The organism is Mycobacterium timonense (assembly GCF_025821985.1).
GTDB classification, from domain to species: domain Bacteria; phylum Actinomycetota; class Actinomycetes; order Mycobacteriales; family Mycobacteriaceae; genus Mycobacterium; species Mycobacterium avium.
Genome location: NZ_JACKSY010000104.1, coordinates 230,434 through 247,957, shown reverse-complemented (window position 1 = coordinate 247,957; position 17,524 = coordinate 230,434). Strand labels below are relative to the sequence as shown.

The 17,524-nt window shown below is 68.5% G+C and carries 20 protein-coding genes; 12 read left to right on the top strand and 8 right to left on the bottom strand.

Annotated features, from left to right (window positions below; all coding sequences use genetic code 11):
- Positions 1 to 18 precede the first annotated feature (18 nt).
- A complete protein-coding gene (locus H7I87_RS23715) occupies positions 19 to 822 on the bottom strand; it encodes a DUF3109 family protein (protein ID WP_003879313.1) in 804 nt (267 codons plus the stop codon).
- A 118-nt stretch (positions 823 to 940) separates the two neighbouring features.
- On the opposite strand from H7I87_RS23715, the gene H7I87_RS23710 reads away from it, so the two are divergent.
- From H7I87_RS23710 to H7I87_RS23670, 9 genes are all read left to right on the top strand, one after another.
- Positions 941 to 1,957, top strand: coding sequence for a Ppx/GppA family phosphatase (locus H7I87_RS23710; RefSeq protein WP_003873714.1), 1,017 nt, complete (start codon positions 941 to 943; stop codon positions 1,955 to 1,957).
- Complete coding sequence (locus H7I87_RS23705; RefSeq protein WP_019732965.1) at positions 1,954 to 2,922, top strand: Rv0497 family membrane protein; 969 nt, start codon at positions 1,954 to 1,956, stop codon at positions 2,920 to 2,922. The genes H7I87_RS23710 and H7I87_RS23705 overlap by 4 nt, the downstream gene beginning before the upstream one ends.
- A 15-nt stretch (positions 2,923 to 2,937) precedes the next feature.
- The gene (locus H7I87_RS23700) at positions 2,938 to 3,780 is read left to right on the top strand and encodes a sugar phosphate isomerase/epimerase family protein (protein ID WP_003873712.1); all 843 of its coding nucleotides are present in this window, start codon (positions 2,938 to 2,940) and stop codon (positions 3,778 to 3,780) included.
- 24 nt (positions 3,781 to 3,804) lie between these two features.
- A complete protein-coding gene (locus H7I87_RS23695) occupies positions 3,805 to 4,647 on the top strand; it encodes a thioesterase family protein (RefSeq protein WP_019732964.1) in 843 nt (280 codons plus the stop codon).
- Positions 4,648 to 4,674: 27 nt separating this feature from the next.
- Complete coding sequence (proC, locus tag H7I87_RS23690) at positions 4,675 to 5,550, top strand: pyrroline-5-carboxylate reductase (protein WP_175609960.1); 876 nt, start codon at positions 4,675 to 4,677, stop codon at positions 5,548 to 5,550.
- A gap of 138 nt (positions 5,551 to 5,688) precedes the next feature.
- Positions 5,689 to 5,946: a cell division/environmental response transcriptional regulator gene (locus H7I87_RS23685; protein WP_010950195.1), complete on the top strand. Its 258-nt coding sequence runs from the start codon at positions 5,689 to 5,691 to the stop codon at positions 5,944 to 5,946.
- Between the two features lie 134 nt (positions 5,947 to 6,080).
- Entirely contained in the window at positions 6,081 to 6,182 is a 102-nt protein-coding gene (locus H7I87_RS23680) for a 30S ribosomal protein bS22 (RefSeq protein ID WP_003402602.1), read from the top strand.
- A 51-nt stretch (positions 6,183 to 6,233) separates the two neighbouring features.
- A complete protein-coding gene (locus H7I87_RS23675; RefSeq protein WP_023862182.1) occupies positions 6,234 to 7,361 on the top strand; it encodes an SDR family oxidoreductase in 1,128 nt (375 codons plus the stop codon).
- Entirely contained in the window at positions 7,343 to 8,431 is a 1,089-nt protein-coding gene (locus H7I87_RS23670) for a lysophospholipid acyltransferase family protein (protein ID WP_170924259.1), read from the top strand. The genes H7I87_RS23675 and H7I87_RS23670 overlap by 19 nt, the downstream gene beginning before the upstream one ends.
- Before the next feature lie 99 nt (positions 8,432 to 8,530).
- Here H7I87_RS23670 and H7I87_RS23665 read toward each other — a convergent pair whose 3' ends face one another.
- The 7 genes from H7I87_RS23665 to H7I87_RS23635 form a co-directional block, all read right to left on the bottom strand.
- Positions 8,531 to 9,430, bottom strand: a complete 900-nt coding sequence (locus tag H7I87_RS23665) for a cyclopropane mycolic acid synthase family methyltransferase (RefSeq protein ID WP_003873706.1) — start codon at positions 9,428 to 9,430, stop codon at positions 8,531 to 8,533.
- Positions 9,431 to 9,955, bottom strand: a complete 525-nt coding sequence (locus H7I87_RS23660; RefSeq protein WP_003873705.1) for an FAS1-like dehydratase domain-containing protein — start codon at positions 9,953 to 9,955, stop codon at positions 9,431 to 9,433.
- A 44-nt stretch (positions 9,956 to 9,999) separates the two neighbouring features.
- Complete coding sequence (locus H7I87_RS23655) at positions 10,000 to 10,911, bottom strand: HAD family hydrolase (protein ID WP_011726172.1); 912 nt, start codon at positions 10,909 to 10,911, stop codon at positions 10,000 to 10,002.
- 479 nt (positions 10,912 to 11,390) lie between these two features.
- Positions 11,391 to 11,606: a hypothetical protein gene (locus H7I87_RS23650; RefSeq protein WP_076221323.1), complete on the bottom strand. Its 216-nt coding sequence runs from the start codon at positions 11,604 to 11,606 to the stop codon at positions 11,391 to 11,393.
- Between the two features lie 44 nt (positions 11,607 to 11,650).
- Positions 11,651 to 14,134, bottom strand: a complete 2,484-nt coding sequence (locus tag H7I87_RS23645; RefSeq protein ID WP_033724732.1) for an ADP-ribosyltransferase — start codon at positions 14,132 to 14,134, stop codon at positions 11,651 to 11,653.
- A gap of 4 nt (positions 14,135 to 14,138) precedes the next feature.
- Complete coding sequence (locus H7I87_RS23640) at positions 14,139 to 14,429, bottom strand: WXG100 family type VII secretion target (protein ID WP_003873698.1); 291 nt, start codon at positions 14,427 to 14,429, stop codon at positions 14,139 to 14,141.
- Positions 14,422 to 14,730: a WXG100 family type VII secretion target gene (locus H7I87_RS23635; protein ID WP_003873697.1), complete on the bottom strand. Its 309-nt coding sequence runs from the start codon at positions 14,728 to 14,730 to the stop codon at positions 14,422 to 14,424. Before H7I87_RS23635 ends, H7I87_RS23640 begins: the two co-directional genes overlap by 8 nt.
- 59 nt (positions 14,731 to 14,789) lie before the next feature.
- On the opposite strand from H7I87_RS23635, the gene H7I87_RS23630 reads away from it, so the two are divergent.
- From H7I87_RS23630 to hemC, 3 genes are all read left to right on the top strand, one after another.
- On the top strand, positions 14,790 to 15,059 hold the full coding sequence (locus tag H7I87_RS23630; RefSeq protein ID WP_011726170.1) for a glutaredoxin family protein: 270 nt from the start codon (positions 14,790 to 14,792) through the stop codon (positions 15,057 to 15,059).
- A 110-nt stretch (positions 15,060 to 15,169) separates the two neighbouring features.
- Positions 15,170 to 16,549, top strand: coding sequence for a glutamyl-tRNA reductase (locus H7I87_RS23625; RefSeq protein ID WP_003879324.1), 1,380 nt, complete (start codon positions 15,170 to 15,172; stop codon positions 16,547 to 16,549).
- Positions 16,550 to 16,562: 13 nt separating this feature from the next.
- Positions 16,563 to 17,510 carry a hydroxymethylbilane synthase gene (gene hemC / locus H7I87_RS23620; RefSeq protein WP_011726169.1) on the top strand — a complete coding sequence of 316 codons (948 nt, stop codon included), beginning with the start codon at positions 16,563 to 16,565 and terminating at the stop codon, positions 17,508 to 17,510.
- Positions 17,511 to 17,524 lie beyond the last annotated feature (14 nt).

Genomic DNA, 17,524 nt, shown 5'->3' with positions numbered 1-17,524 from the left:
ACAAGGCGTCCTGAGCGGCTACTCGGCGATGCGGGTCGCCGGGTGCACCGCGATGAGCCCTAACTTGCTGCGCCGCTTGCACATTGCGGCCAACTCCGCGTACGCCTTGGCGCCCAGCAGCTCGGTGAGCTCGTCGGCCAGGCTTTCCCACACCTGGGTGGCGCCGACGTGAGCGGCCGGGTCGCCGGTGCAGTACCAATGCAGGTCCGCGCCGCCGGAACCCCAACCGCGGCGGTCGTATTCGGTGACCCAGGTCTTGAGGATCTCGGTGCCGTCGGGCCGGGTCACCCACTCCTGGCTGCGCCGGATCGGCAACTGCCAGCAGACGTCGGGCTTCATGGTCAGCGGCGGCACGCCGAGCTTGAGCGCCTTGCTGTGCAGCGCGCACCCGACACCTCCGGCGAAACCCGGCCGGTTCAGGAAGATGCAGGCGTCCTTGTGCTTGCGGGTGCGGTACTGCGGCTGGCCGTCGTGCTCGTCGAGCTCCAGATAACCCTTGCGGCCCAAGCCTTTTTCCCGGAATTGCCAGTCGTCGTCGGTCAGCTGTTTGACCGCGTCGTCCAGCCGGGCGCGGTCGTCGTCGTCGGACAGGAACGCCCCGTGCGAGCAGCACCCGTCGTCGGGGCGGCCCGCCACGGTGCCCTGGCAGGCCGGCGTGCCGAACACGCACGTCCACCGCGACAGCAACCAGGTCAGGTCGGCGGCGATCAGGTGCTCGGGGTTGTCGGGGTCGTAGAACTCCACCCATTCGCGGGCGAAATCCAGCTCGACCTCTTGTCCGGGTTGTCCCGGTTGGGGGTGCGAATTCGCCACGTCGTCCACGTTAGACGAAGATGCGGTCTCGCCGAGCCGCTGACACTCGGGCCCGGTATGGCTCTGATCACGGCGATTGACCGGGTCGCGCGACGCGGGGCGATCGGGGCACCGTTAGGTTGTTGGCGTGCGATTGGGCGTGCTCGACGTGGGTAGCAACACGGTGCATCTGCTGGTGGTCGATGCCCACCGGGGCGGCCATCCGACCCCGATGAGTTCGACGAAAGCCACCCTGCGGCTGGCCGAGGCCACCGACAGCGCCGGCAAGATCACCAAGCGCGGCGCCGAGAAGCTGATCTCGACCATCGACGAATTCGCCAAGATCGCCGACAGTTCGGGCTGCGAGGAGCTGATGGCGTTCGCCACCTCGGCGGTGCGGGAGGCGGGCAACTCCGAGGAAGTGCTGAACCGGGTCCGCAAGGAGACCGGCGTCGAGCTGCGGGTGCTGACCGGGGTCGACGAGTCCCGGCTGACGTTCCTGGCGGTGCGCCGCTGGTACGGGTGGAGCGCGGGCCGGATCATCAACCTCGACATCGGCGGCGGCTCGCTGGAGATGTCCAGCGGCCTGGACGAGGAGCCCGAGGTGGCGTTGTCGCTGCCGCTGGGCGCGGGCCGGCTGACCCGCGAATGGCTGCCCGACGATCCGCCCGGCCGGCGCCGGGTGGCGATGCTGCGGGACTGGCTGGACGCCGAGCTCGCCGAGGCCAGCGAAAACATCCTGGAGGCCGGAACCCCGGACCTCACGGTGGCGACGTCGAAGACGTTTCGCTCGCTGGCGCGGCTCACCGGGGCGGCGCCGTCGGGCGCCGGACCGCGGGTCAAAAGGACGCTGACAGCAAACGGCCTCAGGCAACTCATATCTTTCATCTCTAGGATGACGACCGCTGACCGGGCCGAACTGGAAGGAGTGAGCGCCGAGCGGGCGCCGCAGATCGTGGCGGGCGCTCTGGTGGCGGAGGCGAGCATGCGAGCGCTGTCGATCGAATCGGTGGATATCTGCCCGTGGGCGTTACGGGAAGGTCTCATCTTGCGCAAACTCGACAGCGAAGCCGACGGAACGGCCCTCATGGAGCCGTCCGTGCGTAATGCTGGAGGTCAGGTAGTTGATCGGAATCAGAACCGATCGAGAGGCGACAAACCATGACCGGACCGCATTCCGAGACCGAGAGCCCGGGCACTCGGCCGATCTCGGTTGCCGAATTGCTGGCCAGAAACGGAACCATCGGCGCCCCGGCGGTCACCCGGCGGCGTCGCCGGCGGCGCGGCGACAGCGACGCGGTGACCGTGGCCGAGCTCACCGGCGAGATCCCGGTCATCCGTGACGACGAGCCCGACGACCACCCCGGCGCCACCGACACCGTCGACACGGCCGCACCCGCCCAACCCGTGGCCGAACCCGCCGAACCGGTAGCCGAGGACCAGCCCAAGACCCCCTACTGGTCCGAGCCCGAGCCGCGCTGGCCCAAGTCGCCGCCGCAGCCCAAGCGCGCCCCCGGCCCCGAGCGCAGCGCCTACCCGCGGCCGCTGCCCGAGCCGGGCCCGTCCGCCAACGGCACCGGCCGGCGATCCTCGGGCGCCGAGGACATGAGCCCCGACCCGATGGACCACTACGCCGACATTCCGGTGGACGTGATGGACTCCGAGGTGCGCGAGGCCGAACCGGCGTTGGAGGACTCCGCGTACGTGCGCTCGTATCTGCAATCGGATTCGGCGCTCGACGACGACCTCGACGAGGGTCTCGACGACGACCACGCGGATGCTGCGACGCTGACCGACGAGGACCTCGACGCGGCGCACCTCGAGGACGAGGACGCCGAGGCGGCACACCCGGCGCCCGGCAGGCTCGAGGCGATCTGGCGCGGCAGTGTGGTTGTGCTGCAATCGATTCTGGCCGTCGCGTTCGGCGCCGGGCTGTTCGTGGCCTTCGACCAGCTTTGGCGCTGGAACAGCATCGTGGCCCTGGTGCTCTCGGTGCTGGTCATCCTCGGCCTGGTGGTCGGGGTGCGGGTGGTGCGCAAGACCGAGGACATCGCCAGCACGTTGATCGCGGTCGCGGTGGGTGCGTTGATCACCCTGGGGCCCTTGGCGCTGTCGTTGCAGTCGGGCTAGCGGCACCGACAGACAGTGCGCCCTGCCATCAAAGTCGGCCTGTCCACGGCTTCGGTGTATCCGTTGCGGGCCGAGGCCGCGTTCGAATACGCGGCCCGGCTCGGCTACGACGGGGTGGAGCTGATGGTGTGGGCCGAGTCGGTCAGCCAGGACATCGCGGCCGTCAAGAAGCTGTCCCGGCGCTATCGGGTGCCGGTGCTGTCCGTGCACGCGCCGTGCCTGCTGATCTCGCAGCGGGTGTGGGGCGCCAACCCGATCCCCAAGCTGGACCGCAGCGTGCGCGCCGCCGAACAACTGGGCGCGCAGACCGTCGTCGTGCATCCGCCGTTCCGCTGGCAGCGGCGGTACGCCGAGGGGTTCACCGAGCAGGTCGCGACGCTGGAGGCGGCCAGCGACGTGATGATCGCGGTGGAGAACATGTTCCCGTTCCGGGCGGACCGGTTTTTCGGAGCGGGCCAGTCGCTGGAACGCATGCGCCGCCGCGGCGGCGGCCCCGGCCCGGCGATCTCGGCGTTCGCGCCGTCCTACGACCCGCTGGACGGCCACCACGCCCACTACACGCTGGACCTGTCCCACACCGCGACGGCCGGCACCGATTCGCTGGACATGGCGCGGCGGATGGGCAACGGACTGGTGCACCTGCACCTGTGCGACGGCAACGGGCTGCCCGCCGACGAACATCTGGTGCCCGGCCGCGGCACCCAGCCCACCGCCGAGGTGTGCCAGATGCTGGCCGCCGGCCATTTCGCCGGCCACGTCATCCTCGAGGTGTCGACGTCCAGCGCGCGCAGCGCCACCGAGCGAGAGGCCATGCTCGCCGAATCGCTACAGTTTGCCCGCACCCATCTGCTGCGCTGACCACCCAGGAGACCTCCCGAGCTCATGAACGCGTTATATACCACCGCAATGACGTTGCGGGAGGCCGGGTCCGGCGTCTACGACGGCGAGCTCGACAAGCGCTGGACCATCGGTCCCAAGGTGCACGGCGGCGCGATGCTGGCGCTGTGCGCCAACGCCGCCCGCACCGCCTGCGCCGGCGGGCCGGAATCGGGGCAGCAGCCCGTGGCGGTGTCGGCCAGCTTCCTGTGGGCGCCCGATCCGGGGCCGATGCGATTGGTGACGTCGATCCGCAAGCGCGGCCGGCGGATCAGCGTGGTCGACGTCGAGCTCACCCAGGGTGAGCGGACCGCCGTGCACGCCGTCGTCAATCTCGGTGAGCCGGAGCACTTTCCGGCCGACGGGTCGGCGGCAAGCGCCAAGCCGCTGCTGTCGGCCAACCCGGTGCCGGCTCTGATGCCGCCCGAACCGCCCGACGACATCGAACCGATCGGGCCCGGGCATCCGCTGGCCGGCCTGGTGCACCTGGGCGAGGGGTGCGACGTGCGGCCGGTGTTGTCGACGATGCAGCCCTCCGCCGACGGGCGACCGCCGGTGATCCAGATGTGGGCACGCCCCCGCGGGGTGGCGCCGGATGCGCTGTTCGCGCTGATGTGCGGCGACCTGTCGGCGCCGGTCACCTTCGCCGTGGACCGCACTGGCTGGGCGCCGACGATCCAGCTCACCGCGTTTCTGCGGGGCCTGCCGGCCGACGGCTGGCTGCGCATCATCGCGACCTGCACCGAGATCGGGCACGACTGGTTCGACGAGGACCACACCGTCGTCGACAGCTTGGGCCGCCTGGTGGTGCAGGCCCGCCAGCTGGCCCTGGTCCCTGCCGCTCCTTAGCCGGCGGTGTCTGCGATGCTGTCCGGCATGGCAAGAATCGCGATCATCGGTGGCGGCAGCATCGGGGAGGCCCTGCTGTCGGGTCTGCTGCGGGCGGGCCGGCAGGTCAAGGACCTGGTGGTGGTCGAGCGGGTTCCCGAGCGCGCCAAATATCTGGCCGACACCTACTCGGTGCTGATGACCTCGGTGGCCGATGCGGTGGAAAACGCGTCGTTCGTCGTGGTCGCGGTGAAACCGGCCGACGTCGAGTCGGTGATGTCCGAGATCGCCCGCGCCGCCGGCCAGGCCGAGAGCGACACCGCCGAGCAGGTGTTCGTCACGGTCGCCGCCGGGGTCACCATCGGCTACTTCGAATCCCGGCTGCCGGCCGGGACACCGGTGGTGCGGGCCATGCCGAACGCGGCCGCGCTGGTCGGCGCCGGGGTCACCGCACTGGCCAAGGGCCGCTTCGTCACCGCCCCGCAGCTCGAGGGCGTCTCGGCGCTGTTCGACTCGGTCGGGGGCGTGCTGAGCGTGCCGGAGAGCCAGATGGACGCCGTCACCGCCCTGTCCGGCTCCGGGCCGGCGTATTTCTTCCTGCTGGTGGAGGCCCTGGTGGACGCCGGGGTGGCCGCGGGCCTGAGCCGCGAGGTGGCGGCCGACCTGACCGCCCAGACCATGGCCGGCTCGGCGGCGATGCTGCTGGAGCGGATGGACGCCGATCGGCGACTGGGCGAGGCGGAGACGCCCGGGATGCGGGTGGACGCCACCGCCACCCAGCTGCGGGCCACGGTGACCTCCCCGGGCGGCACCACCGCGGCCGGCCTGCGCGAGCTGGAGCGGGGGGGCCTGCGGGCGGCCGTCGACGCCGCCGTCCAGGCCGCCAAAATACGCTCTGAGCAGCTAAGAATTACATCGGAGTAATCCAAGAATTTTGAACTGATTGTCCCCCACCAGTACCAGTAACCCCATTAGTCCCGCTATTCTCCTTGTGTAAGCGCGTGTCGGTGCCAGCGGAGGGGAAGCCGCTGGCATGCGCGTGCCTGACACGATTGGGTTGCGATGACGTCTACGAACGGGCCATCAGCGCGAGATTCTGCAGGTAAGGCACGGGACGCCGGTTCCGGCGACGGCCAGCAGGGCAGGACGCAATTTCTCACCGTCGCCGAGGTGGCCGCGTTGATGCGGGTCTCCAAGATGACGGTCTACCGGTTGGTGCACAACGGCGAACTGCCCGCGGTGCGGGTGGGGCGGTCGTTCCGGGTGCACGCCAAGGCCGTCCACGACATGCTGGAGACGTCCTACTTCGACGCCGGCTGAGCCCGACGACGGCGCGGCGGCACCGGTCCTGCGCGGGCGCGGTCACCCGACTCCGGTTTGGTGTTCGATGCATCCGGCCGGGTAAAGTGTCCGGGTCCAATCTTTGAAGCAGGCCACGGTCAGATAGCGGAGTTATGGGTTCAGTAATCAAGAAGCGGCGCAAGCGTATGTCGAAGAAGAAGCACCGCAAGCTGCTGCGTCGCACCCGGGTGCAGCGCAGAAAACTCGGCAAGTAACTCCGTCGGCGGCCCGGTGCCGCCGCCCCGCCCGGCCGTTAGGCTGTTCGGGTGGATCCGTCGAATGGGCACAATTCCGGACCGGACGACACCGCCGGCAACACGGTGCATTACCCCAAGATCGTGTTGGTCACCGGCGCCTGCCGGTTTCTCGGCGGCTACCTGACCGCTCGCCTGGCGCAGAACCCGATGATCAAAGGGGTCATAACGGTGGACGCGATCGCCCCGAGCAAGGACATGCTGCGCCGGATGGGTCGCGCCGAATTCGTCCGCGCCGACATCCGTAATCCCTTCATAGCCAAGGTGATTCGCAACGGCGACGTCGACACCGTGGTGCACGCGGCGGCCGCGTCGTACGCGCCCCGGTCCGGCGGCACCGCGGCGCTCAAAGAGATCAACGTGATGGGCGCGATGCAGCTGTTCGCCGCCTGCCAGAAGGCGCCGTCGGTGCGCCGGGTGGTGCTCAAGTCGACGTCGGAGGTGTACGGCTCCAGTGCGCACGACCCGGTGATGTTCACCGAGGACAGCACCAGCCGCCGGCCGTTCCGGGCCGGCTTCGCCAAGGACAGCCTCGACATCGAAGCCTATGCGCGCGGTCTGGGGCGGCGCCGGCCCGACATCGCGGTCACGATCCTGCGGCTGGCCAACATGATCGGCCCGGCGATGGACACCACCCTGTCGCGCTATCTGGCCGGCCCGTTGGTGCCGACCATTCTCGGCCGGGACGCGCGGTTGCAGCTGCTGCATGAGCAGGACGCGCTGGGCGCGCTGGAGCGCGCGGCGATGGCCGGCAAGGCCGGCACCTTCAACATCGGCGCCGACGGCATCATCATGCTCTCGCAGGCGATCCGGCGGGCCGGCCGGATTCCTTTGCCGGTACCGGGTTTCGGCGTCTGGGCGCTGGACTCGTTGCGGCGCGCCAACCGCTACAACGAGATCAGTCGCGATCAGTTCGATTATTTGAGCTACGGCCGCGTGATGGACACCAGCCGGATGCGTTCAGAGCTTGGCTACCAGCCGAAATGGACGACCGCGGAGGCCTTCGACGACTACGTTCGCGGCCGCGGCCTGACTCCCATAATCGATCCAGATCGGGTACGCTCCCTGGAGAGTCGCGCCATAGCCCTGGCCCAGCGCTGGGGTAGCCGAAATCCAATTCCGTGGGGTGGGGTCAGGTAGGTATCGTGGCGGGTGAAACCAGAGCGAATGTCATTCCACTGCACACGAATCGGGGTCGGGTAGCGGCGCGTCGGAGAGCCGATCAACGGGCCGAGTCAGCTCGCCAGCATCCTTCGCTGCTGTCCGATCCCAGCGGCCGCGCATCCGCCGAGCAGATCGCCGCGGTGGTCCGCGAGATCGATGATCACCGCCGCGCGGCCGGCGCGTCGTCGCCGGAGGCGCCGCTCAACGAGCTGGCGCAGCGGGTCGCCGCGGTCGCCGGGTTCCTGCGTCAGCGCCTCACCGGTGACTACAGCGTCGACGAGTTCGGCTTTGACCCGCATTTCAACAGCGCGATCGTGCGGCCCCTGCTGCGGGTCTTCTTCCGGTCCTGGTTCCGGGTCGAGGTGAGCGGCATCGAGAACCTGCCCGCCGAGGGCGCCGCGCTGGTGGTGGCCAATCACGCCGGGGTGTTGCCGTTCGACGGGCTGATGCTGTCGGTGGCCGTGCACGACGAGCACCCCGCGCACCGGGACCTGCGGCTGCTGGCCGCCGACATGGTGTTCGACCTGCCGGTGGTGGGCGAGGCGGCCCGTAAGGCCGGGCACACCATGGCCTGCACCACCGACGCGCACCGGCTGCTGGCCGCCGGCGAGCTGACCGCCGTGTTCCCGGAGGGCTACAAGGGGCTGGGCAAGCGGTTCGAGGACCGCTACCGGCTGCAGCGGTTCGGCCGCGGCGGGTTCGTCACCGCCGCGTTGCGGACCAAGGCGCCGATCATCCCGTGCTCGATCATCGGGTCCGAGGAGATCTACCCGATGCTGACCGACGTCAAGCTGCTGGCCCGGCTGTTCGGGCTGCCCTACTTCCCGGTCACGCCGCTCTTCCCGTTGGCCGGGCCGATGGGGTTGGTGCCGCTGCCGTCGAAGTGGCACATCGCGTTCGGTGAGCCGATCTACACCGGCGACTACGCGGCCTCCGACGCCGACGACCCGATGGTCACCTTCGAGCTGACCGACCAGGTGCGCGAGACCATCCAGCAGACGCTGTACCGGCTGCTGGCCGGCCGCCGCAACATCTTCTTCGGCTGAGTTCTTCGGCTTGCCCGCCGAACGTCGGCTTGCCCGCCGAACGTCGAGTTGTTGGGCGATTAAGCCGTTTTTCGGCCCAACAACTCGACGCTGGCCGGCCTACTTGACCATGGTGAACTGGCAGACGTTGGTGTAGCCGTCGCGGAACAGCTCGGCGCAGCCCCGCAAGTACTTGAGGTAGATGTCGTAGGTCTCCTGACCCTTGAGGGCGATCGCCTCTTCCTTGTGCGCCTCGAGCGCGTCGCCCCAGGCGGTCAGCGTCGGGACGTAGTTCTTTCCGATGAAGTGGTGCCGCTCGATCTTGAAACCCGCGTCGGTCGCGTACTTGTCCACCAGGTTGACCTGCGGCAGCTTCCCGCCCGGGTAGATCTCCTTGAGGATGAAGCTGATGAACCGCAGCAGGGTCATGTTCACCTTCAAGCCCATCGCGTTGCCCTCTTCGCGGGTCGGCACCACGATCGAGTGCAGCAGCATGCGGCCGTCGTCGGGCAGCAGGTCGTAGTACTTCTTGAAGAAGGTGGCGTAGCGCTCGTACCCGGCGTCACCGGCGCCGTCGGCGAAGTGCTCGAACGCGCCCAGCGACACGATGCGGTCGATCGGCTCGTCGGGGAATTCCTCCCACCCCTGGATCCGCACCTCTTTGCGGCGGGGGCTGTCCATCTTGTCGAATTCCGCCACGCAATGGGCGTACTGGTTCTCGCTGAGCGTCAGGCCGATGACGTCGACGTCGTACTCTTCCACGGCGTGGCGCATGGTGGAACCCCAGCCGCAGCCGATGTCGAGCAGCGTCATTCCCGGCTCGAGGTTCAGCTTGTCCAGCGCGAGCTTGCGCTTGGCGTACTGGGCCTCTTCCAGCGTCTTGGCGCCCTCTTCCCAGTAGCCGCAGCTGTAGGTCATCGACGGGTCAAGCCAGAGTTTGAAGAACTCGTTCGACTTGTCGTAGTGGGATCGGACCGCCTCGACGGGCGGTTTGAGCTGTGTTTCCCCCTGTGACGTCATCTATATCGCCCCTAACTTTCCTGCTGATATGGATGCAACTGCCGCGGCGGTCGCTGCCGCGTCGGCCTCTTGGTGTGCGGCCTCCCCCAGCATCGTGACGACGCTGGTGACAATCGGCTTTCCATCGGCATCGGTCACTTCGCTGCGGATCTCCGCGAGCACGGTGCCGTGGGACTCGATCACCGAGTCTAGATAGGTGTCGAAATACAGCCTGTCGTGGGCCAGGATCGGGCGATGGAACTTGAACTTCTGGTCGCGGTGGATGACCCTGGCGATGTTGATGGGGATGCTGAACTTGGTGAAGATCTCCAGCTGCACGCGGCGACCTGCGATCGCGAGGAACGTGAGGGGCGCCACCATGTCGGGGTACCCAGCTGCGGCGGATTCACTCTCGTCGAAGTGCGCGGGGTGGTCGTCTTTGACCGCGAGCGCGAACTCGCGGATCTTCTCGCGACCGACCTCGAAGTAGTCGGGTGCCCGGTAATGGCTGCCGATAAGTCCTTCGGCTTCTTTGGGGACTGTCATGCCGCTGTGCTCTCCGCTCAAAAATGTCTGCGCGGCGCAGCTTATCAGCGCGATTGCCGTCTGGAGGCCAGAGCGGCCAGCGCACCACCGGCGGCGCCCAGCGCCAGCGCCGACGGCACCCCGATCCGGGCCGCCTTGCGGGCGGTGCGGAAATCGCGAATCTCCCATCCGCGTTCGCGGGCCAGGGCGCGCAGCCGGGCGTCGGGGTTGATGGCCACCGCGGTGCCCACCAGCGACAGCATCGGCACATCGTTGTAGCTGTCGGAGTAGGCGGTGCAGCGTTTCAGGTTGAGCCCCTCGCGAATCGCCAGCGAGCGCACCGCGTGTGCCTTGCCGGTGCCGTGCAGGATGTCGCCGACCAGCCGCCCCGTGAACACGCCGTCGACCGATTCGGCCACCGTGCCCAGCGCGCCGGTCAGGCCGAGCCGTCGCGCGATGGTGGCCGCGAGTTCGTAGGGCGTGGCGGTGATCAGCCACACCTGCTGTCCGGCGTCGAGGTGCATCTGGGTGAGCTCGCGGGTGCCCGGCCAGATCTTGTCGGCGATGATCTCGTCGTAGATCTCCTCGCCGAGGGCCACCAGCTGCTCGACCGACCGCCCCTCGATGAAGGCGAGCGCCTTGCGCCGGCCCGCTGCGACGTCGTTGCTGTTCTCCTTGCCGAGCACCTGGAATTTGGCTTGCGCGTAGATGAATCCGAGGACGTCGCGATAGGTGAAGTAGTTGCGGGTGGCCAGCCCGCGGCCGAAGTGCACCGCCGAGGAGCCCTGCACCAGCGTGTTGTCGACGTCGAAGAAGGCGGCGGCGGTCAGGTCGATCGGGGGTTGCGGGCGGTCCTCCTGGGTGGCAGCGGCTTCCTGCATGCCCTCGATCGCGCGGGCGGCGCTGGCGTCAGCGGCCAGCGACTCCAAGTCAACGTGACCGGTGGGGTCTGCGTTGACCGGGTCAGAGGAAGTCATCGCCGAACCTCCTAGATCGCTGTGCTGCCTGGCGACCCAGCGGGTGCCCGATATCCAACCCTATCGGGCAGACGGCGTGGGGGCGTTGACGGTTCGGCGGCCGAGCGGGCTCCCCGTTCTCCCCGTCGCCCGTCGCCCGTCGCCCGTCGCCCGTCGCCCGTCGCCCCCGCGAGCGTGAAGTTAGTTTCACGCTCGGCGCCCAGCGTGAAACTAACTTCACGCTCGGCAAAGGGACGGCATTGGACTGCCCAGTTCGTGTTGGACGACCCAGCTCTGTCGCAGCCGACGGAGACAAGGAGGCTCACCCGCGGTCGTCTGCGATGTGTTAATTGGCTGCTGAGTCCGCGACCTGAACGATTTCTCCCGAGTTAAATCGACCGCATTGGCAGAGTCGATAACCGCCATAATAGAGGCCCTATAGCCGAACCGATGATAATGGCGCCGTTACTCCTCATATCGCGCTCGAGCAGACAGCCAGACTAAGCTTTCTTTTTGGGATCGTACTCGGTGCCAGAGATGTCATCCCAGAATTTAGGCGAGATCTTTGCTTTGCGGTCTTCAGGAGCCACGGCATCGACTTTAGCCTGAAATTCGTCGAATCCCTTCCTTGCGCGTGCCAATTCTTCCTCCGTTGGCGCGGTAACACCAGCTTCTTCCGGAGTCGAGAAAGTCTTACCCGCAATCTTTCTGCTCATTTAGAACTCCCATCATGATTTAGCAGGTGCGAGGGACTAGCTAGTCAGCGTTCGATCATTTCGATAATCGTCCTACCTGTCTGCGGGTCTACTGTCTTGCTTACAACATAGAATTTTGACCCGGCTGGAAATAATATCTCCTTCTCATCAGGATACATCGACACTGATGAAACATCTCGTCCCGTAGTCGACCAGATCCTGAATTCGGTGTTTCCAGCGAAAGCAGATGATTGAGCTACGGTATGGTCGGTTGAGGTGCTGGTAAAAGCGGCTTCGGTAATTACTTCGCCAGGCCGGTACTGTTCGAGCACATCGGCGGGCAGATTCGTACCCCGCACCACGGCGCCTTCGTACACCGGGAGTTTCTCCAACGCTTTCTGTAGAGCGTCAACACGTGCCTGTTGAGATACGTCCAACGCGCCTTCCCTTAGGGCGAAATTCAGTTCTTGGTATCCGGGTCCAGTGTAGTGGGCCAGTGCAGCTAAATCATCCGAGTCAAGCGGGTGAAGGGGCAAATGGTGGTCGGAGCCGCTGTCCAGGCTCGCGTCGTGCGGTCCATGGCCGTTTGCGTTTTTCGGATCACTTTCGGGCGGACCATGCGCACCACCGTCTCCGAGGCCGTGCGTTGGTGTGTCAGGAAAATGCGGCGGTACCGATGATGGAGCGCTCGGCTCCCCGCTGTGGGGTATCCCGGCAGTGGGCGGGGTTTCGGCGGGCAAATCGCCCGAGGGGCCAGAAGGAAGAGACGCCGGCTCCGGCAAAGATGGTGTCGGCGGCATCGGAGGACCCGATGCCGCCGACATCGAAGCTGCGGGTGCCGAAGGAGCGGGCGTGTCCGCCGCCGGCACAGTGGGCGGTACTCGCGCGGACACCGGCTCGTGCGGTTGAGCTGGCGCGCCCTCGGCCGGCGCGGGCGTCACTGGTTTGCCGACCGATTCCGGCGGCGTCGCAATGGGTTTCGGTTCGCCGCTGTGCGGTGCGGCGGTCGGCTTGGGCGGCTCAGCGGCCGGAGGTGTCCCGCCAGCCGGCGGCTTGGACTCGGTCGGGCTGTGCGGCAGCGGACCGTCGGCCGGCCCGGGCGCCGGCTTCCCCGAGGGCGCGACCGGCCCCGGCTTCCCCGAAGGCGCCGGCTGGCCCGAGTCCGGCGCTTTGGGCGCGGCCGGGGGCTTGACCTCCGGAGGCTTGGGAACCCCGGGCGGTTTCTTCAGCCCTTTCAGCGCATCGGCGGCGCTGTGCCCGAATTTGCCCAGCTTGGACAGCGGCCCGCCGGGCAAGGCCAACGTCGCCACGTCGAAAGTGGACTTCCCGAGGGCCTCGGCCGGATTCGAGCCCCACTCGTCCCAGTGCGTGACGTCCTTGCCCAGCGCCTTCCACGCGTCGAACGCTCCCGGCACGCCGTCGGGCCCCAGGCCGACGAGCGTCCCGGCCCCTTCAACCATGCCGGCCATGGTTTTGCCGTAACCCACGGGATCCAGCAGCATCCGGTTGGGACTGACCTCGTACAGCCCTTTGAGAAATCCCCAGCCTTCCTCACCGACGCCTTTGAAGGCCTGGCCCACCTGGTTGAGCGCCCTGCCGACCGGCGTCCCGTGCAAGAAGTGGTCCCACTCCTTACCGGCCCAATGGCTCATGTTCTCTGTGGCCGCGGCAACCGCGGACACCGTGGCCTCGATCTGGCCGCCCAGCGTGTCGGCCTCCCGGCCGAAGTTGTCGACCACCGTGCGAATGTCGTCGGCGATCTTCTTGATCTCGTCTTCGTCTTCGTCTTCGTCGGTCAGCAGATCCCAGACCTCTTTGATCCCGGTCAGCGGATCGCAGATGCGCGACAACAGATCCAGGATCGCCGCGTGCACCTGGTCGACCTTGGCCGCATAGCTGTTGAGCTGCGCGGCGATCGTCTGGCATTGCCGCGCCACGTCGGCCGTGGCGCTGGAGGCGTCGGCCAGCGCCTTGTTGATCGCGGCGCCCTCCGGAATCTGTTGTGCGCCAATGGCTGCCATCGTTCCGCCGCCGGCCGCGGTCTCGGCGGCCATGAAGTTGGCACCGGCGGTGGCCCAGGCCGCCGCGGCGGCCCGCAATTTCGCCGAATCGCCGGTGGGCCAGATCATCCCGATAGACGGGGCCACCCAGCCCCAGCCGGCCGGGGCGCCGCTGCCGTGACCCACCGCCGACGGCGGCGCCCCGACCGTCAACGGCCCGGTCACCTGGGGTGCCGGCAGGGCGGAGGCCCGGCCCGCCAGGTCCGACATCGCCTCGGCCACCGCGTAGTTGTGCGCCGACATCCGCACCCCATCGCCGATGCTGCACAACCCATTCCGCGTGTCGGCCATCGCCTGGATCAACTTGGCCGCCGCGCCGTCGTAGCGGCGGCCCAGCGCGGCGCCCACCGGATCGTCACCGGCCATCCCGGAGGTGCCGGCCAGCGCCGCCGTCAAGGTCGAGATCACCGAACCCAACGACTCACCGGCGGCCACCACGGTGGCGCCGGCGTGGTCTAGGGCGGTGGGATCACACGCCAGCGGCGCCATCGGGTCACGACCACATGCCGAGATTCTTCGACATCGCCCCGGTGTAGTTGCCGTGCGCGGTCGAGGCCGCCTTGCCGAGCTGCGCCAGCGCCTCGCGCATCATCGCCTCGCCGCGCACCCAATGCTGATGCGCCTCGGCATGCGCCGCGGCGCCCTCACCGGTCCACGTCTGGTGCAAACGCGTTACGCGAGAATCGATTTCGGCGATCATGTCCTCGGCGTAGCGCTGGAATTCGGCCATCCGTTGCACCGCGTCGGCCAGCGCCGCCGGGTCCACCCGGAACGCCTCAGCCACCGCGCACCGCCCGTTCGGCCTGGGCGGCGCCGGCCTCGTTGCTCGCATAGGCCTCGCCGGCCTGGCCGACCAGGCGGGCCAGCATCGCCAACCCGAGCTGCACTTCGCGAGCGCCGCGATGCCACAGCTCCCACGCCGCGGCGTACGCGCTGCCCGACGCGCCCTGCCACCCGCCCAGCATCTGACCGACCTGGTCGTCGAGCTGGCCCAGCTGTGCCGAAAGATGCTCGGCCGCACCGCTGAGCGACGCGGCGGCGCCCTGCATCACCACAGGGTCGACCCGCACCGTGTTGTCGCTCATAGCCGGAACATAATCCCTGGTAACCCGCCCCACAAGTCACCGATGCGACACTGGTCGCCATGACGTCAGCCACCCCGCGGCCGCAGGTGGAGCTGCTCACCCGGGACGGGTGCACCATCTGCGAGCGCATCCACGCCCGGCTGGTCGAACTCGCCGCGGAATTGGGCTTCGAGCTGTCGACGACCGACGTCGACGCCGCCGCGGCGGCGGACAATCCGGGGCTGCGCGCCGAATTCGGCGACCGGTTGCCGGTGATCCTGCTCGACGGTCGCGAACACAGCTACTGGGACATCGACGAGCCACGGCTGCGCGCCGATCTCGCCCGCTGAGCTCGGGCCGGCTGCCAAACGATTATTTGGTAGCCCAGCTGATAAACGTTTACCGTGGACAGCAGTTCAGTTACTGGAGGAAGCAAGGGAGCTGGCCAGGTGATGCTGCCGTGAGCGTCTTGCTCTTCGGGGTTTCGCACCGTAGTGCGCCGGTCTCCGTCCTGGAACAACTCAGTATCGACGAATCCGATCACGGCAAGATCGTCGACCGGGTGTTGCAGTCCCCGCTGGTGACCGAGGCGATGGTGCTGTCGACATGCAACCGGGTCGAGGTCTACGCGGTGGTGGACGCGTTCCACGGCGGGTTGGCCGTGATCGGGCAGGTGCTGTCGGACCACTCCGGGATGTCGATGTCCGACCTCACCAAATACGCCTACGTCCGGTACAGCGAGGCCGCCGTCGAGCACCTGTTCGCGGTGGCCAGCGGCCTGGACTCGGCGGTGATCGGCGAGCAGCAGGTGCTCGGCCAGGTCCGCCGCGCGTACGCCACCGCCGAAACCAACCGCACCGTGGGCCGGGTGCTGCACGAACTGGCCCAGCGCGCGCTGTCGGTGGGCAAGCGGGTGCACTCCGAGACCGCCATCGACGCCGCCGGCGCCTCGGTGGTGTCGGTCGCCCTGGACATGGCCGACCGCCGGCTGGGCGGGCTGGCCGGCAAGACCGCCGTCCTGGTCGGCGCCGGAGCGATGGGCGCCCTGGCCGCCGCGCACCTGTCCCGCGCCGGCATCGGGCAGGTCCACGTGCTCAACCGGTCGCTGTCGCGGGCCCAACGGCTGGTCCGCAAGATCCGCGAAACCGGGGTGCGGGCCGACGCGCTGCCGCTGGAGCACCTGGCCGATGCGCTGGCCGGGGCCGACGTCGTGGTCAGCTGCACCGGCGCGGTCAGCCCGGTGGTCTCGCTGGCCGACGTGCACCACGCGCTGGCCGCCGCCGGCCGCTCGGCCGCCGACGAGACCGCCCACCCCCTGGTGATCTGCGATCTGGGCATGCCGCGCGACGTCGACCCGGCGGTGGCCGGGCTGCCCGGCGTCTGGGTGGTCGACGTGGACCGCGTGCAGCACGAGCCCTCGGCGCACGCCGCGGCCGCCGACGTCGACGCCGCCCGCACCATCGTGGCCACCGAAGTCGCCGCCTACCTGGCCGGGCAGCGGATGGCCGAGGTCACGCCGACGGTGACGGCGCTGCGCCAGCGCGCGGCCGACGTCGTCGAGGCCGAGCTGCTGCGGCTGGACAACCGGCTGCCCGGCCTCGACAGCGCCCACCGTGAAGAGGTGGCCCGCACCGTGCGTCGGGTGGTGGACAAGCTGCTGCACGCCCCGACGGTGCGGATCAAACAGCTCGCCAGCGCCCCCGGCGGGGACAGCTACGCCGAGGCGTTGCGTGAGCTCTTCGAACTCGACCAGACCGCCGTCGACGCCGTCGCCGCGGGCGAATTGCCGGTCATAGCAACCGGATTCGACGCGGGCGCGCCGCAACAACCCACCGAGTAGCCGATTGGCGAATGTGATCCGGATAGGAACCCGGGGCAGCCTGCTGGCCACCACCCAGGCCGGGGGCGTCAGGGACGCCCTGATCGCCCGCGGGCACCCGGCGGAACTGGTCACCATCACCACCGCGGGGGACCGGTCGTCGGGGCCCATCGAGTCGCTCGGGGTGGGAGTGTTCACCACCGCCCTGCGCGAGGCCATCGAGGAGGGCCGGGTGGACGCCGCCGTGCACTCCCACAAGGACCTGCCGACCGCCGACGATCCACGGTTTGCTGTGGCCGCCATCCCCGCCCGCAACGACCCACGGGACGCGGTGGTGGCCCGCGACGGCCTGGTGCTCGGGGAGTTGCCACCCGGTTCGCTGGTGGGCACCTCGTCGCCGCGGCGGGCCGCGCAGCTTAGAGCATTGGGTCTCGGTTTGGAAATCCGCCCCCTACGAGGCAACCTAGATACCAGGTTGAACAGGGTTAGCAGTGGTGATCTGGACGCGATCGTGGTAGCCCGGGCGGGTCTGGCCCGGCTGGGTCGCCTCGGGGATGTCACCGAGACGCTCGAGCCGGTGCAGATGTTGCCGGCACCGGCACAGGGCGCGCTCGCCGTCGAATGCCGCGCCGGGGACAGCCGGTTGGCCGCGGTGCTGGCGGAGCTGGACGATGCCGACACGCGCGCGTCGGTCACCGCGGAGCGAGCCCTGCTGGCCGAACTGGAGGCCGGTTGCTCCGCACCGGTGGGCGCGATCGCCGAAGTGGTCGAGTCCATCGATGAGGACGGCCGGATCTTCGAAGAGCTGTCGCTGCGCGGTTGCGTGGCGGCGCTGGACGGGTCCGACGTGATCCGCGCGTCCGGCATCGGCACTCCCGGTCGGGCCCGAGAGCTGGGGCTTTCGGTCGCCGCCGAGCTGTTCGAGCTGGGCGCGCGCGAGTTGATGAGCGGAGCGCGGCACGACCCGGCGCGAGGAAATTAAGTGCGAGTTACCTG

What these genes read in the sequence shown, in the direction of transcription:
- H7I87_RS23705 (WP_019732965.1), top strand. Translation starts at nt 1,954, where the DNA reads ATGACCGGACCGCATTCCGAGACCGAGAGCCCGGGCACTCGGCCGATC.
- H7I87_RS23695 (WP_019732964.1), top strand. Translation starts at nt 3,805, where the DNA reads ATGAACGCGTTATATACCACCGCAATGACGTTGCGGGAGGCCGGGTCC.
- proC (WP_175609960.1), top strand. Translation starts at nt 4,675, where the DNA reads ATGGCAAGAATCGCGATCATCGGTGGCGGCAGCATCGGGGAGGCCCTG.
- H7I87_RS23685 (WP_010950195.1), top strand. Translation starts at nt 5,689, where the DNA reads ATGACGTCTACGAACGGGCCATCAGCGCGAGATTCTGCAGGTAAGGCA.
- H7I87_RS23680 (WP_003402602.1), top strand. Translation starts at nt 6,081, where the DNA reads ATGGGTTCAGTAATCAAGAAGCGGCGCAAGCGTATGTCGAAGAAGAAG.
- H7I87_RS23665 (WP_003873706.1), bottom strand. Translation starts at nt 9,430, where the DNA reads ATGACGTCACAGGGGGAAACACAGCTCAAACCGCCCGTCGAGGCGGTC.
- H7I87_RS23660 (WP_003873705.1), bottom strand. Translation starts at nt 9,955, where the DNA reads ATGACAGTCCCCAAAGAAGCCGAAGGACTTATCGGCAGCCATTACCGG.
- H7I87_RS23655 (WP_011726172.1), bottom strand. Translation starts at nt 10,911, where the DNA reads ATGACTTCCTCTGACCCGGTCAACGCAGACCCCACCGGTCACGTTGAC.
- H7I87_RS23650 (WP_076221323.1), bottom strand. Translation starts at nt 11,606, where the DNA reads ATGAGCAGAAAGATTGCGGGTAAGACTTTCTCGACTCCGGAAGAAGCT.
- H7I87_RS23645 (WP_033724732.1), bottom strand. Translation starts at nt 14,134, where the DNA reads ATGGCGCCGCTGGCGTGTGATCCCACCGCCCTAGACCACGCCGGCGCC.
- H7I87_RS23635 (WP_003873697.1), bottom strand. Translation starts at nt 14,730, where the DNA reads ATGAGCGACAACACGGTGCGGGTCGACCCTGTGGTGATGCAGGGCGCC.
- H7I87_RS23630 (WP_011726170.1), top strand. Translation starts at nt 14,790, where the DNA reads ATGACGTCAGCCACCCCGCGGCCGCAGGTGGAGCTGCTCACCCGGGAC.